At 62.1% G+C, this 15,252-nt stretch carries 14 protein-coding genes; 9 read left to right on the forward strand and 5 right to left on the reverse strand.

Annotation, left to right across the window (positions count from 1 at the left end; genetic code table 11):
- The 5 genes from P8X48_09710 to P8X48_09730 all read left to right on the forward strand — a co-directional run.
- On the forward strand, positions 1-547 hold a 547-nt coding region (locus P8X48_09710), incomplete at its 5' end, for a glycine--tRNA ligase subunit alpha (GenBank protein MEJ2107585.1).
- Entirely contained in the window at positions 540-2,735 is a 2,196-nt protein-coding gene (glyS, locus tag P8X48_09715; protein ID MEJ2107586.1) for a glycine--tRNA ligase subunit beta, read from the forward strand. The genes P8X48_09710 and glyS, both read left to right, overlap by 8 nt.
- Positions 2,736-2,751: 16 nt before the next feature.
- Positions 2,752-3,096, forward strand: coding sequence for a nucleoside triphosphate pyrophosphohydrolase family protein (locus P8X48_09720; protein ID MEJ2107587.1), 345 nt, complete (start codon positions 2,752-2,754; stop codon positions 3,094-3,096).
- 80 nt (positions 3,097-3,176) lie between these two features.
- On the forward strand, positions 3,177-3,728 hold the full coding sequence (gene gmhB / locus P8X48_09725) for a D-glycero-beta-D-manno-heptose 1,7-bisphosphate 7-phosphatase (protein MEJ2107588.1): 552 nt from the start codon (positions 3,177-3,179) through the stop codon (positions 3,726-3,728).
- Between the two features lie 3 nt (positions 3,729-3,731).
- A complete protein-coding gene (locus tag P8X48_09730) occupies positions 3,732-4,484 on the forward strand; it encodes a lysophospholipid acyltransferase family protein (protein ID MEJ2107589.1) in 753 nt (250 codons plus the stop codon).
- Positions 4,485-4,496: 12 nt separating this feature from the next.
- Here P8X48_09730 and P8X48_09735 read toward each other — a convergent pair whose 3' ends face one another.
- Positions 4,497-6,437: a S9 family peptidase gene (locus P8X48_09735; GenBank protein MEJ2107590.1), complete on the reverse strand. Its 1,941-nt coding sequence runs from the start codon at positions 6,435-6,437 to the stop codon at positions 4,497-4,499.
- 127 nt (positions 6,438-6,564) lie between these two features.
- Here P8X48_09735 and P8X48_09740 point away from each other — a divergent pair, with 127 nt between their 5' ends.
- Positions 6,565-7,086, forward strand: coding sequence for a cyclic nucleotide-binding domain-containing protein (locus P8X48_09740; protein MEJ2107591.1), 522 nt, complete (start codon positions 6,565-6,567; stop codon positions 7,084-7,086).
- The gene (locus P8X48_09745) at positions 7,083-8,150 is read left to right on the forward strand and encodes an AI-2E family transporter (GenBank protein ID MEJ2107592.1); all 1,068 of its coding nucleotides are present in this window, start codon (positions 7,083-7,085) and stop codon (positions 8,148-8,150) included. The genes P8X48_09740 and P8X48_09745 overlap by 4 nt, the downstream gene beginning before the upstream one ends.
- On the opposite strand, the gene rsmA is transcribed toward P8X48_09745, so the two are convergent.
- From rsmA to P8X48_09765, 4 genes are all read right to left on the reverse strand, one after another.
- Complete coding sequence (rsmA, locus tag P8X48_09750) at positions 8,147-8,941, reverse strand: 16S rRNA (adenine(1518)-N(6)/adenine(1519)-N(6))-dimethyltransferase RsmA (GenBank protein ID MEJ2107593.1); 795 nt, start codon at positions 8,939-8,941, stop codon at positions 8,147-8,149. The two genes, P8X48_09745 and rsmA, sit on opposite strands and share 4 nt — an antisense overlap.
- On the reverse strand, positions 8,938-9,951 hold the full coding sequence (gene pdxA, locus P8X48_09755; GenBank protein ID MEJ2107594.1) for a 4-hydroxythreonine-4-phosphate dehydrogenase PdxA: 1,014 nt from the start codon (positions 9,949-9,951) through the stop codon (positions 8,938-8,940). Before pdxA ends, rsmA begins: the two co-directional genes overlap by 4 nt.
- 56 nt (positions 9,952-10,007) lie before the next feature.
- Entirely contained in the window at positions 10,008-11,333 is a 1,326-nt protein-coding gene (locus P8X48_09760) for a peptidylprolyl isomerase (protein ID MEJ2107595.1), read from the reverse strand.
- A gap of 84 nt (positions 11,334-11,417) precedes the next feature.
- Entirely contained in the window at positions 11,418-13,577 is a 2,160-nt protein-coding gene (locus P8X48_09765) for an LPS-assembly protein LptD (GenBank protein MEJ2107596.1), read from the reverse strand.
- Between the two features lie 86 nt (positions 13,578-13,663).
- Between P8X48_09765 and P8X48_09770 the strand changes: the two genes are divergently transcribed.
- Both P8X48_09770 and P8X48_09775 read left to right on the forward strand, forming a co-directional pair.
- On the forward strand, positions 13,664-14,659 hold the full coding sequence (locus tag P8X48_09770; protein ID MEJ2107597.1) for a phosphotransferase: 996 nt from the start codon (positions 13,664-13,666) through the stop codon (positions 14,657-14,659).
- A partial coding sequence (locus P8X48_09775; protein ID MEJ2107598.1) for a nucleotidyltransferase family protein occupies positions 14,656-15,252 on the forward strand: 597 nt, incomplete at its 3' end. The genes P8X48_09770 and P8X48_09775, both read left to right, overlap by 4 nt.

A 15,252-nucleotide genomic window follows, 5' to 3' on the forward strand; every position in this document is an offset into this window, starting at 1 on the left:
CAACTGGGAGTCACCGACCCTGGGCGCCTGGGGTCTGGGCTGGGAGGTTTGGCTGGACGGCATGGAGGTGACGCAGTTCACCTATTTCCAGCAGGTAGGTGGTCTGGACTGCCGTCCTGTGACCGGCGAAATCACCTACGGCCTGGAACGAATTGCCATGTATTTGCAGGGAGTCGATAGCTTGTTTGACATTGTCTGGACTGACGGTGTGCGCTACGGCGATGTATATCGTCAGAACGAGGTGGAATTTTCGGCGTACAACTTTGAACAGGCCGACACCGATGTGCTGTTTCGCCATTTCGGAGAGTACGAGGCTGAAAGCCAACGGCTGATGGAAGCGGGTCTGCCCCTGCCGGCCTACGATCAGGTGCTGAAGGCATCCCACAGCTTCAATCTGCTCGATGCGCGGCATGCGATCAGCGTGACCGAGCGTGCGCGATACATTGGTCGCATTCGCACCCTGGCCCGTGCCGTGGCCGAGGCCTACTATGCATCCCGCGAGAGCCTGGGTTTCCCGCGTCTGAACCAGGGGGCGCGCCGTGGCTAGCAAAAGGAAAGGGTCGAAGAAGGTGGCGCGCAAAGGCACCAGCGCGAAGAAGACTGCGCGCAAGAAGAAGAGTACTGGCAAGAAGACAAGCCGCAGAAAGACTGCGGAGACCTCGCCTGACCTGCTGGTGGAGATCGGGACCGAGGAACTGCCTCCCAAGGCACTGCTGGCTCTGAGTCAGGCCCTGGGCAGCGAGTTGCACAATGCCCTGGCGCAGGCCCAGCTGCTGGAAGACGATCAGGCCGACTACCGCAATTTCGCCTCGCCGCGCAGGCTTGCGGTGCGCATCCCCGGTGTACGGCGCAGGCAGCCCGACCAGGACCTGGAACGGCGCGGACCCGCGATTCAGGCGGCCTTTGATGAAACCGGGGCGCCGACACGGGCCGCGCAGGGTTTTGCCACTTCCTGTGGCGTGTCGGTGGACAAGTTGCAACGCGTAAAGACCGACAAGGGCGAATGGCTGGTGCACCGCCATCGCGAGCCCGGCCGTGCCGCGGCGACTCTGATCCCGGATCTTCTGCGGCAGGCCCTGGGTCGATTGCCAATTCCAAGGCATATGCATTGGGGTGACCTGGACGCGGAATTCGTACGCCCCGTCCATTGGCTGGTATTGCTTCATGGCGATCGCGTGATCCCCGCTGAATTGTTGTCGGTTCATTCCGGGCGTGAGAGTCGCGGGCACCGATTCCATCATCCCAGGGGTCTGCGCCTGAAGAATGCCCGTGAATATGAGGGCGTGCTGAAGAAGTCCGGATTCGTGATGGCCGATTTCAACGAACGGCGAGATCGCATCCGCGCCGGCGTGATGAGACTGGCGGCGAAGGAAGGCGGGCGCGCACACATCGAGGAGGATCTGCTGGACGAGGTCGCCAGTCTGGTGGAATGGCCAGAGCCGATCCTGGGGCGATTCGACGCCGAATACCTTGACGTTCCACACGAGGCCCTGGTCAGCACCATGCAGGCCAACCAGAAATATTTCCCGGTCGTGGACAGCAAGAACCGGCTACTGCCCTGCTTCCTGACAGTCAGCAATATTCGCAGCCGTCGCAAGGCCGTGGTCCGCCAGGGCAATGAGCGTGTGCTGCGCGCGCGCTTCGCCGATGCCCAGTTCTTCTGGAATACGGACCGCAAACAGAAACTCGAAAGCCGGGTGGTGGCACTCAAGGACGTGGTCTTCCACGTACGGCTTGGCTCGGTCTACGACAAGAGCGAGCGCATCACCCGTCTCGCCAGCATTATCGCCGAGCAACTGGGCGGTGACCGCGCCGAGGCCGAACGCGCTGCCGTTCTTTCCAAGGCCGATCTGCTTAGCGGCATGGTGGGCGAATTTCCGGAACTGCAGGGCATCATGGGTCGCTATTACGCCCTGCACGACGGCGAACCCAGGGCCGTGGCCGAGGCCATCGAGGAACACTACTGGCCGCGGTTTGCCGGTGACCTGGTAGCTCCGAGCACGGCCGGGCGCGCGTTGGCGATTGCCGACCGTCTGGATACCCTGACGGGCATCTTCGCGGTTGGCGAAATCCCTACCGGCGAAAAGGATCCCTTCGCCTTGCGACGCGCAGCGCTGGGTGCCTTGCGTACGATGATCGAGGGCCGGCTGGATCTGGATCTACGCGCCTTGCTGGACGAGGCATTGCGGGCCCATCAGGGGCTACCCAAATCCGCGGAAGCCGCGGAACAGGTGTACGAGTTCATGATGGAGCGGCTGCGAGCCTACTACGCCGACGCCGGCGTACGGCACGATGTTTTCGAGTCCGTGCGCGTCTGCAATCCCTCGAAGCCTTTCGATTTTGGTCTGCGCGTGACCGCGGTCATGGCATTCCTGAAGATGAAGGAAGCCGCCAGCCTGACCGCCGCCAACAAGCGCATACGCAATATCCTCAAGCAGGGAGAGCAGCTGGAATGGGATCACGTATCCGAGGTGTTACTGCAGGAACCCGCGGAGAAGGTCCTGGCGGCAAAGGTCAAGGCGCTGCGGGAGGAATTGGCGCCGCTGTTCGACGGCGGCGACTACACCACGGCCATGAAAAAGCTGGCGGCCCTGCGCCCCCAGGTGGATGACTTCTTCGACAGCGTCATGGTCATGGTTGAAGAGGAGGCCGTGCGCGACAATCGGCTTGCACTTCTGTCTGGACTGGGTGAGCTCTTCCTGCGTGTTGCCGATCTGTCAAAACTGCAGGACTGACTTCAGGGTTTGCGCCATGAGTGACGAGATTCAACGCGATTCCTACGAAGCAATGTTGGCGGCGGTGCAGGCCTTTCACGACAAGCATCGTTTCCGCGAGACCGGGGGCGAGGACCTGACCTATCGTATCGCGCTGATGACCGAGGAACTCGGGGAGATTGCCGAGGCCGTGACCAAGGGCAAGCCCACGGAAGACCTGGCGGAAGAAACCGCGGATCTCCTGATCCTGCTCATCGGCACCGCCATCTCTGCCGAATTCGATCTGCGTCAGGCCTTTTGGGACAAGATGGACAAGATCCAGGGACGTGAAAGCCGGATGATCAACGGGCGCATTCGCGTCTCGGAGTTTCGCCAGGACTAGGCGGTTTTGCCCGCCCGCGCGGGTCGGCGGCGACGGTCGTTCCTGTGGTATATTTTCCCTCTGGCAGCGCCTTTTTCACCATGAACCTGATCATTCTCGATCGCGACGGCACCATCAATGAGGACTCCGACGACTATATCAAGTCACCGGATGAATGGATTCCTGTGCCCGGCAGTATCGAGGCCATCGGCCGCCTGAGCCGGGCCGATTACCAGGTGGTGGTGGCCACCAACCAGTCGGGAATCGCCCGCGGTTTCTACGACATGGACACGCTTAACCGTATCCATGCGCGCATGATTGAAAAGGTGGCTGAGCAGGGCGGCCAGATTGATGGGATATTCATCTGTCCGCACGGTCCGGACGACCATTGCGAGTGTCGCAAGCCCAGGCCCGGCCTGTATATCGAAATCGCGAAACGCCTCAACACCAATCTCAACGGCGTCTACGCGGTGGGTGATTCGGCGCGGGATGTAATAGCGGCGCGCGAGGCCGGTGCGACACCGGTGCTGGTGCGCACGGGGAAAGGTGAACGCACCCTGAGCGAGCCCGGTCCCGAACTCGAGGGCGTGCCGATATTCGATGACCTCGCGACTTTCACCGATCAGCTCGTGACCGGACGCCTGAAAGCCTGACCCATGCAGCTTCTACGGTCGCTCCTGTTTCACGTCATCATGGCGCTTTCCATCGTCGTCTATGCACCCGTGGTCATAGCCATATTCTGGCTGCCATACCGCGTCTACCGCGTCGCGACCCAGTGGGGCCGGTTCATGATCGGTCTGGCGCGGATTCTTTGCGGTATTCGCTATCGGGTGGAGGGCCTGGAAAACCTGCCTTCGGGATCCATGATTCTCATGTGCAAGCACCAGTCGACCTGGGAGACCTTCGCGCTTCCCGCGCTGTTGCCGGTTCCGCAAGTCTGGGTGCTGAAGCGGGAACTGACATGGATCCCCCTGTTCGGTTGGGGCCTCGCCACCCTGGCACCGATTGCCATCAACCGCGGTGCCGGGCGTCGGGCAGTGCACCAGATCATCGAGCAGGGGCGTGCGCGCCTGGAAAGCGGCAAGACGGTTGTCGTGTACCCCGAGGGGACGCGCGTGCCCACCGGTTATCGCCGTCGCTACGGCCTCGGCGGTGCTGTGCTCGCGGCCGAAACGGGCTACCCGGTGGTTCCAATCGCCCACAACGCCGGGTCCGCCTGGCCACGCCAGAGTGTTCGCGTGGGACCTGGGCTGGTGACGGTCGCAATCGGTCCGCCGATCGATTCCAGAGGACTCAGCGCGGAGGAGATTCGCGATCGTGCCGAGCACTGGATCGAGACCACGGTGATGCGGCTGGAAAACCGCACAGAGATGGCCGAACTCCTGACCACCCGCCACCCGGGCCGCTAGATCGGCCTGCTCCTATTTTCTTGTTCCAGGCGACGGGGCATTCAGGATCTCCACCGGTTCGATGTTTTCCGCCAGAGCGAAACCGAACACCCGCGAATAGAAATACAGTTCCGCTTCCAGGCTGCGGCGTATGGTGTCGGCGCGGCGAAATCCGTGCTGTTCCCCGGGAAACGCCAGATAGGCTACCGGAACACCCTTGGCGCGCAGGATCTCGACCATATCCTCCGCCTGCCGTGGAGGAACCACGCGGTCTTCGAGACCGTGCAGGAAGATCACCGGGCACGACAATCTCGCGGCGTGGTAGCGGGGCGAGCGTTCGCGGTAGATTTCCTTTGCCTCGGGCCAGGGGCCGACCAGGCGATCGAGATAGCGGGACTCGAACTTGTGCGTATCCGTGGCCAGGGTCTCCAGATCGCCGATCCCGTACAGACTGGCCCCGGCACGAAACCGGTCCGTGAACGTGAGGGCACACAGGGTGGTGTAGCCTCCGGCACTGCCTCCACGAATGATGAGCCGGGCAGGGTCCACCTTTCCCTGGCCGATGAGCCAGTCCACGCCGTCCACGCAATCGCTTACGTCGACCACGCCCCACCTGCCACGAAGACGCTCGCGGAAACGGCGGCCATGGCCGGTGCTGCCGCCGTAGTTGACGTCGAGCACGGCGAAGCCGCGGCTGGTCCAGAACTGGATCTTCAGGTTGAGGCCAGGGGATGCGCATGCCGTAGGCCCGCCATGACTCATGACGATCAGGGGCGGGAGCTCCCCTTCCGGGATCCGCGTTTGGTCGTTCGCCGGTGGATAGAAAAAGCCGTAGGCGGTCATGCCGTCGGCAGTGGGAAACTCGACCGGTTCGGCGCGCGAAATCGTGTCCCTGTCCACCGGCGCCGTACCAGCGGACTTGAGTTCCTCGATTTGGCGGGTTTCCAGGTCCAGGCTCACAACCGCCGGCAGTGAAGTGGCGGAACCGGCCAGAAACACGGCGCGGCCGGCGCCGACCCGGACCCCGGACAGATCATCGTACGGTGTGTCCAGGCGCTGCAGTTCCCCGGTGCGGGTGCACAGGGATCCGAGGGACCAGAGACCGTGGCGACAGGACGCACAGACGATGCGATTGGCGGAATCGAAGCCCCAGGTGGACATGGCGAACACCCATTGTGGCAGGCCGAATTCCGCGTCCAGTTCGCACACAGCCTCATCGCGGCCGTTTTCCAGCCGATGGAGATTCCACCAGGCGCTGGCGTCAGACACGAAATACAGCTTGCCATCGGGAGACCACTGGGGCTGAAAGATGGAAACACTGCCACCACCCGCTACGGCGCGGGGGTCGTGCAGTCTGCCCTTGGCATCCAGCCGGGCAAGCCAGAGCGTGGTGGCGTCCCAGGGCATGTCCGGGTGATCCCAGGTCAGCCAGGCAAGCCGTGTTCCGTCCGGGCTCAGGCTGGCCGAGGCGTAGAAGTCATGTCCTTCATGGAGGACGTCGATGCCACCCCCATCGAGACCCACGGCCGCCAGAAAGTTGTTCGGCTCGCCCGCTCCGCCGTGGTCTTCGCCGATGACGATCAGGCGTCGACGTCCGGGATCCACGCGAGGTTCGGCGTGGCGCAGGCCCGGGGTCACCGACAGGGCCGCGATGGTTCCGTCCGGTCTCAATACATGGATGCCCTGGTCACGGTCGTCGACAAAGTACACGGTACCTGCGTGTACGGTGTACGAACCGCCCCCGTATTCGTGTACGCGCGATCGCGCACTGTAGGGTGAGGGCAGGACTTCGTCGATTGTTCCGTCGGCACGTCGGCGCACGATGACCTGGCGCCCGTCTTCCGCGGGCCGTTTTTCGAGCCAATAGATATCGTCTCCGTCGAGGACAATCTGTTCCAGACCGATGGTTTCGCCAGCGATCATGTCCGCGCTGATGGAGGAAGGCCAGCTTCCGCAGGGTCTGGGAGTCTTCATGGCGTAGCTGCGTCGGTTCCGGTTTCGACACGCGGGGTGCGCGAAAAAGTTCAGTATAACCGTTCGCGGCATTTGTGAGGTGCGCGCCGCTTCGCGACGGATGATATGATCCCTGCAGACCTACACGATGCACGGGGGCAAGGTGGCACAAGGCGGGAACCTGAATCCCTTCTGGGACAACCTGTTTCGACGACACAAGCACTGGACAGTCCAGGCGGCTCATGCCCTGGCCGAGACCCCCGTGTTTGCCGGAATCCCGATGCGGGTGGTCCGCAGTCTCGTACGCGGGATGTACCATCGCGTCTATGCCGATGGTGAGCCCGTATTCCGCGCCGGCGAGCTGGGTCTGGGGATGTACATCGTGCTCGCCGGAGAGGTGGCCATATCGTGGGGAAACCGCCGCCTGGCGATCCTGGGCCCGGGAGATTTCTTCGGCGAGGTCGCCCTGTTTGGCGAAGAGACACGGACTGCCGATGCCACCGCCGTGGGCCAGACCGAACTGGTAGGCCTGTTCCGGCCCGACTTGCAGGAATGGGTGGAGCGATCCCCCCGTCTTGGTGTACGCGTACTGCTGCAACTGGGTCAGGTCCAGGCGGAGCGCCTGCGACAGGCCAATGCCCAGTTGGGGGACACGGGAGCCGGTTCGTGAATCTGGTGCGCAGACCGGAGTTTCAGGCACTTCTGATTTTTCTCGCGGTGGCGATACCGATCCTGTTCTTCGCCTGGTTGCTGAAGACGATCCTGTTCCCGGTGCTAATCGCTTCCGTGCTTTACGTCTTGCTGGAGCCTGCGGTCAGTCTGTTGCAACGTCAGGGGATCAACAAGACCGCAGCCATCACACTGGTGCTGCTGGGCGTGATCGCCTTGTTGGCATGGTTCGTTGTCGCGATCATTCCCATGGTCGGTGACCAGTTTGCGGTCTTCCACGAGCGCCTGCCTCTGGCCTGGCAGAACGTCGCGCGTCTGGCCGGCATCGTGCAGGCCTGGCTCAGTCAGACCCTGGGCATTTCCCTCGAGGCGAACTCGCTGGTGCCATCGGCCTCTGCCCTGGTACAGCATACGACCGCCCGCCTCCTGGGTAGTGCGTCCGGGCTGGTGGCCGACGTGGCCCTGTGGTTGCTGTTGATTCCTGCAGTCAGCTTTTTTCTCTTGCGGGACTACCGCAGTCTGCGCAATGCCCTGATCTCCCTGGCACCGAACCAGATTTTTGAGAAGAGTCTGATGATCTACCACAAGGTGGCGTCACAACTGGAGCTGTATGTACGCAGCGTAATGGTCCAGTCCCTGATCATGGCCGCCGTTACCGGAATCGGTTTTGCGCTGATTGGTCTGCCCATGGCGCCCTTGCTTGGAATCCTCGCCGGGGTTTTCAATCTGATACCCTACGTTGGCCCGCTTCTGGGCCTGGTCGCGCCGCTCTTGGTCGCCCTGTCACTGGGTACCGATCCGGGGTTGCTGGTGGCGACCGTGGCGGTCGTTGTGGTCGGACAGCTGAACGACAATCTGGTCGTGGTGCCAACCGTCCTCGCGCGTGCCGCCAATCTTCATCCCCTGATCGCGCTCCTTGCCATCATCGTCGCGGGCAATCTGTTTGGTCTGCCGGGTATGGTGTTTGCGCTTCCCGTGCTCGCGAGTTCGCGCATAGTCTACGTCGGAGTGCTGGCCGAACTGCGCCATGTCTCGCACCGCTCCGCGCCAACCGTGGCGACCTAGCCAGACGGATTCCCTGTGGCGTTGGCGATGGCGGCGAATTCGGCGACCGACAGGGTTTCCGGACGGCGGTTCGTATCGATTCCCAGACCGGCAATGACTTCCTCGGGCACGAGGTCTTGGAGGGCATTGCGTAGCGTTTTTCGCCGGTGTCCAAAGGCCTCGCGAACGATGTCGGCGAATCGATCGGGTTGCTCCACATGGACCGGCGAAGTCTCGTAGGGCCACAGGTGGACGACGGCGGAATCTACCCTCGGCGGCGGCTTAAAGGCCCCCGGGCCAACGGTAAACAGGCGTTCGACCCGACAGCGCCATTGCACCATGACGGACAGGCGACCATAGTCCCGGCTGCCCGGCCCCGCCACCATTCGATCGACGACTTCCTTCTGCAGCATGAAGACCATATCGCGTATACACGCCGCCCCGCGAAGCAGGTGAAACAGCAGCGGAGTCGAGATGTTGTACGGAAGGTTTCCAATCAGCCGCAGCGATCGCGGGGCCGGGGCGAGGGCGCAAAAATCGAATTCCAGCGCATCCGCCATGTGTACGGTGACCGAGGGCACATCGGCAAATTCCGCAATTCGTTCGGCTGCCAGATCGCGGTCGATTTCAACCGCGTGCAGCTCCCGCACCTGTCCCGCGAGTTCCCGCGTGAGTACGCCCGGTCCGGGTCCGATCTCGGCCACCAGGTCGTCGGGCCGGGCAGCGAAGCCGGACAGGATGCGCCGGACCACGCCTGGATCGTGCAGGAAGTGCTGACCAAAACGTTTGCGAGGCCGGGCGTGGGAGTTCATGGCGACACCATTTCCAGCGCCTGTTCCAGGGCCGCCACCAGGCTACCGGTGTCGACGCTGCCGGTTCCGGCCCGGTCCAGGGCGGTTCCGTGGTCCACCGATGTGCGGACATAGGGCAAACCGAGGGTTACGTTCACCGCGGTACCGAAACCGGCGTACTTCAGGACGGGCAGGCCCTGGTCATGGTACATCGCGAGCACGGCATCCACGCCATCCAGGGACGCGGGCGTGAATGCCGTGTCCGCCGGGACCGGGCCGCGCAGATTCATTCCCAGGGCCTGCAGGCGGTCCACCACCGGCGCGATGATATCGATCTCCTCATTGCCCAAGTGCCCTCCTTCCCCGGCGTGGGGATTGAGCCCGCACACCGTGATGTCCGGGGAGGATATGTGGAAGCGACTTTCGAGTTCATCGTGCAGTATGCGAATCGTCGCCTCCAGGCGTTCCGGCGTGATGGCACTCGGCACCGCCTTCAGGGGCAGATGCGTGGTCGCCAGGGCGACGCGCAGGAAAGCGCCAGTGTTGCGGGAGGCAGGGGCAGATGCGTGGCCCGGAACCGCTGCGATCAGCATCATGACCACCTGCGGGCTTTTGCTGTGTTGCGCCAGGAATTCGGTGTGGCCGGTAAATGGGATCCCGGCCTCGTTGATGATGCCCTTGTGGACCGGTCCGGTGACCAGGGCATCGAATTCGCCTTGCAGGCATCCGTCGGCGGCACGCTGCAGCGTGTCCAGGACATAGGCAGAGTTGGCCGCATTCAGTGCGCCCGGATGCACTTCCGCGCGTGCAGGAACCGGCAGGATGCCGGCACCGGGACGGTCCCGTTCCCACGCGGGCAGCTCCAGCGGGCGACCCAGTTGCCGCGCCCGTAGCGCCAGCAGATCCGGATCAGCGATGATAGCCAGCGAACAGGCCTTTGAATTCAGTCGATCGAAGGCCAGGACCGCGAGATCGGGTCCGACACCGGCGGGTTCCCCCGGAGTAAATGCGATGCAGGGCAAGCGGCTCATGGTTTTGGTCTGCATCCAGGATCTTCGCTCCTTCCCGGATGCCTCAGGGCTACGGGTCAGGAATCCGGCGAGGCCAGGACTTCGACGTAGGCTTCTTCACGAAGCTGACGCTGCCATTCCTGCAGCCGTTCCTCATTCTTGCGTTCCGCGATCTGTTGGCGCGCAGACACGCGCTTGCGTTCCTTGCCAATGTCTTTCTGCCGGCGCCCGAGGACCTCGATCAGATGATATCCGTAGCGGCTGCGAACGGGCTGGCTGATCTGTCCGGGTTTGAGTTTGTTCATGGCCGCCTCAAACTCGGGAACCATCTGGCCCGGCGTGACCCATCCCAGATCTCCACCGTGCGAACCGCTTGCCGCGTCATCGGAATCGGCCCGGGCAATATTGGCGAAGCTCTCTCCGGCGAGGATGCGGGCACGCAGGAGTTTTGCGAGCTGCTCTGACTGCGCCGGGGTCCGGATCGCGGATGGCCGGATGAGAATATGTCTAACGTGGGTCTGGGTAACCTTGTTGTCGAGCTTGCCACCACGGCGGGCGTTGAGGCGAAGCAGATGATATCCATTGGAGCCGGCGATGACCCGGGATACCTGTCCCGGTTTCAGTGCGCGCACGGCCTTGAGCAGGACGCCGGGCAACTGACCGGCCTTGCGCCAGCCGAGGACACCGCCCTGTAGCGCGGTCGGACCCTTGGAGTAGCGGAGGGCATACTGCTCGAAGGATCCACCCTGCATCACCTTTGCACGGATTTCCTGGGCCAGCATTCGGGCCCGCTGCCGGGTTTCACGGTTCGCCGAATCGGGAACCGGGATCAGGATATGCGAGAGATTGAATTCTTCCCCGCCACCGCCATGCTGTTTCTGGTCCCGCAGAAACGCGTCTACCTCGTGTTCCGACACGGTCACCTTGTCGCGGACCTCGCGCTGTACCAGTTGGGAAATGATGATCTGGTTGCGGATGTCTTCGCGCAGGGACTTGCGGTCCATGTGGTCCTGCCGGGCATGGCGGTAGAACTGGGAGACGCTCATCCGGTTTCGCTTTGCCAGATCCTCGATCGCATGATCAATCTGCGCATCGTCCACGCTGATCCCAAGCTTCTTGGCCCGATCCAGTTCGATGCGTTCCAGGATCATGGAATCCATGACCTGCTGCCGAAGTACGTTTTCCGGTGGGAGCTTGATGCGACGGGCCGCAAGTTGGCGTTTAACCGCCGCCACCCGGGCGGCGAGTTCCGATTCGGTGATGACATCATCGTTTACCACGACGAGCACGCGATCCAGCAACGTCGGGTTGGCGGCGGCGCGTGCCGCTGCGTTCGTCGACCAGGGATGTGGGAACAGCAGGATCGCCGCGAAAAGCGGCGGAAAAAGAAGGCGGAATTTCATGGATTTTCACGTCTGCTACAGGCGGGCGATAGCATATCATGATCCAGTCACGACCAGATTATCCCGCGTGGCCGCGTTGCGCTCTCAGGGCAATATGGTTTGGTTCAGGGGGGTGTTGCGGAGGCTCCCCGAGTCGGTTCCGCCCAGCCCGCTGAAGGAGATCTGTACCGCTACCGAGTTCACCTGCTGCGAATTCTGGTTGATGCGGCGATTGGCGACGGTCCGCAGGGCCCAGCAGCATTGGCGATATTCCAGGCCCAGGGTAGTGTCAAAGTTGCGTTGGTCCAGAAGCGAGTACTGACTGCGCGCCAGGACCGTCCAGCGCGAACCCAGGGTCCACTGGGTGGATATATCCACCAGATCCTGTACCCCGCGCCGGAACCGGTATCCGAAATTCAGGATACGGTCCTTGGTCGGATGGTATTGCAGATACTCGGTGTGCGCATCCGTGATGGCATTGGCCGGGTCCCAGAACAGGCTGCCGCGCCAATACCAATGGCGCCCGATGAAGGCGCTCAGTTCCCCCACCAGGTCCGACTGGCTGGTGGTGGCCGGCGCGCCGGGCGGAATGCTTACACGGCGGTCCGCCAGATAGAACACCTGTCCCATGCTCGCCGTGATCCGCTCGATACCGGTGTTCTCGTCCACCAGGCGCGTGGTGACGGCCGCGGTCAGGCGATTGGTGTCGCCCACGCGATCGCCACCGACAAAGCGATTTTCCCGGAACAGTGAATCGAAGGTGAATTCCGGAATATTCGAGTCGTAGACCGGCAGGCTGTCCTGGTTTACATACGGCGAGTAGACGTAAAACAGGCGCGGTTCCAGGGTCTGTTTCCAGTGACTTGTGGCGCGGCCGACGGAACGGTCGAAATACAGGCCGCTGTCGATACTGGCGACACCCGTAGTAAATCCGCCGTTGGCGCCGTTGCTCTGCTGGTAATACGAACTGTGATAGAGCGACAGGCGCGGAACGAAGTAACCAAAGTCCCGGCGCAGGGGCAGGCTGATGCCGGGATTGGCGGTCAGGCGCTCGCCGGTGGGCATGGCCGGGTCTTCATGGCGAAACATGGTGGCGCTGCCCCTCAGGGTGTAGTTCAATTGATTGGCCCGTTCTGGCGGGCGAAGTTCAACGGAAAGCTGCGGGAGCCGCTCATACGGGTACTCGGTGGTGAGCAGGGTCTTATCCAGGGTTTGGTAGCGGGAAAACAGGGCCGCCAAGGTCCAGTCCCGGTTCTGGTACTGGAAGGTCAGATTCTGGGGCAGATGGCTCCGGCTGGTCAGGGACAGGTTGGATGAGAAATCGTCGAAATAGTCCTGGTCCGAAACCCAGTTGATGTCGGCGTTTGCGGTCAGGTGATCCGACAGCCGTTGTTTGTGGTGCAAGGACGCGGCATAGCGGTCTGTCCCCGTCACACGGTCGCCGGGCAGGGCCTCAATTTCGGCCGTACCCTCCAGACTCTTTCCCAGGTACCGAAATTCGGTCTGCAACTGCAGGCCGCGAAGGCTCATGTACCGGGGTCTCAGTGTGGCATCGTAATTCGGTGCCAGGTTCAGGTAGTAGGGGAGGGCGAAATAGGTTCCGATCGTGTCCGTACTTCCCATGTCCGGGATGAGAAAGCCGCTCTGGCGCCGATCGCTCAGGGGAAAGCTCAAGTAGGGGGTGTACATCAGCGGCACGCCTTTCAGCAGCAGGACGGCGTTGTGTGCCGTGCCCGTGTCCCGTTTCCGGTTCATCTTGAGGGTGCTGACGAACAGGTGCCAGTCTTCCCGGTCTGCGGGACAGGTGGTGAATCGCACGCCCTTGAGAATCAGCTTTTCCTTGCCCTCGAACAGGACTTTTTTGGCGTGTCCACGCCCGTGACTGACATGGAGGAAGTACTGGCCCGCGCCGGCATTGCCTGTGTTGTCATTGAGGCGCAGGAACGTGCTGGTGGACTGAAAGTGGTCACCCTCTTTTGTAACGAGCTTCACGCTCCCCTGGGCATCCACGGTGTTTTTCTTGCGGTCGTACACGACGCGATCCGCCGAGATCGTTTGTCCACCGCGAACCAGGGTGACATGACCCTCGAGCACAACCTTGCCATCACGGGTCGCGGTGAGGTGGTCGGCAGTGATATGAATCTGTTCGACCTCACCGCTTCCCTTGTGTGTGACAGCCGTCGACGGAGCGGCCGCCCGTGCGAGGGGAAGGCCGAGAAGAACAAGACCAATAAGGCCCGATGCGATGCTGCGAAGGTAGGACATGGTCAGGCTGGATTTTTGCTGTTCGGTAAAATTGCATAGAATCTGGGGCCTATCAAGCACCGTCGATGCCAGCGGCAGGACATTCCATGGACCAACGAATGCAGAGTTTGCGAAAGTGGCTTCCCGGCCGCCTCGACAGCGCTTTCCAGGACATCCGCCCGGCATCCGAGGATGCCAGCTTTCGTCGTTATTTTCGTGTTACGACGACAGACGGGACCTGCATCGTAATGGATGCGCCGCCGGACAAGGAAGATGTCGCTCCTTTCATAGCTGTAGCCAGGCGGCTGCGCGATCTCGGCCTGAACGTGCCGGAGATTCTGGACAGCGATGCGGACGCCGGATTCGTGCTCTTGAGCGACCTCGGCAACGAGACGTATTTGCAGCATCTCGCCCCGGATACGGTGGAACGGCTTTATAGCGATGCCCTGGGCGCCCTGATAGTCCTGCAGGCGGGAATCCACACCGACAGCAGCTTTCTGGCCCGGTATGACGATACGTTGCTGTATGCGGAACTGGAGCTGTTTCGTGAGTGGTATCTGGGCAGAGAGTTGGGGCAGAAGCTCTCGAGTGGTCAGAACCGCTTGTTGGACGAGGTATGGACCCGTCTTGTTGCTCTTGCCCTGGAGCAGCCGCACGTGTGGGTCCATCGTGATTACCACTCGCGCAATCTCATGGTGGTACCCGCCAAGAATCCGGGCATATTGGATTTCCAGGACGCCGTGGTCGGTCCCGTTACCTACGATCTGGTGTCGCTGTTGCGTGATTGCTACATCCGCTGGCCCGCCGAACAGGTGCGGTCCTGGGCAAAAGGCTATTACGATCTCGCTGCAAATTCCGGCATTCCGGTCGGGGAGAGTGCCACGCAGTTTCTGGACTGGTTCGATGCCATGGGCGTGCAGAGGCACCTGAAGGCCATTGGCATATTCGCGCGCCTGAACCACCGCGATGGAAAACCCGGCTACCTGGCCGATATCCCGCGGACTCTGGGCTATGTGGTCGAGGTAGCCCGTGAGCGCGAGGACCTGGAACCGCTGGTGGCGGTGCTGGACGAGTTGAAGGTCAGCGCCCTGGCATCGGTATGAAGGCCCTGATCCTGGCCGCGGGTCGCGGCGAACGCATGCGGCCGCTGACCGACAACGTACCCAAGCCACTCTTGCAGGCCGGTGGAAGGGCGCTGATCGAGCACACCATAGCTGCTTTGGCGCGTGCCGGAATTACCGAACTCGTGATCAATCATGCACACCTTGGGACGCAAATCGAAACGAGGCTCGGAGATGGCTCCGGCTACGGGGTTCACATAGAGTACTCGCCCGAGCCTGAGGGAGCGCTGGATACCGGTGGCGGGATCTTGCGCGCGTTGCCGCGCTTGGGGGATGCACCATTTCTGGTCGTCAACGGCGATATCTGGACGGATTTCCCATTTTCGAGCCTTCGGCGCGATTTCAGCTCACTCGCACATCTGGTACTGGTAGACAATCCTCCACATCATCCAGATGGGGACTTCTACCTGAAGGACGGTCAGGTTCAATCCAGCGGTCGCGGACCTCGCCTGACCTTCAGCGGAATTGGCGTCTATTCTCCGCGGCTGTTTTCCGGCTGCGATCCCGGGGTATTTCCGCTGATCCCATTGTTGCGCGGCGCAATGGAGCGAGGAGAGGTTAGTGGAGAACAGTAC

The organism is Acidiferrobacteraceae bacterium, assembly GCA_037388825.1.
Classification (GTDB): Bacteria; Pseudomonadota; Gammaproteobacteria; order Acidiferrobacterales; family JAJDNE01; genus JARRJV01.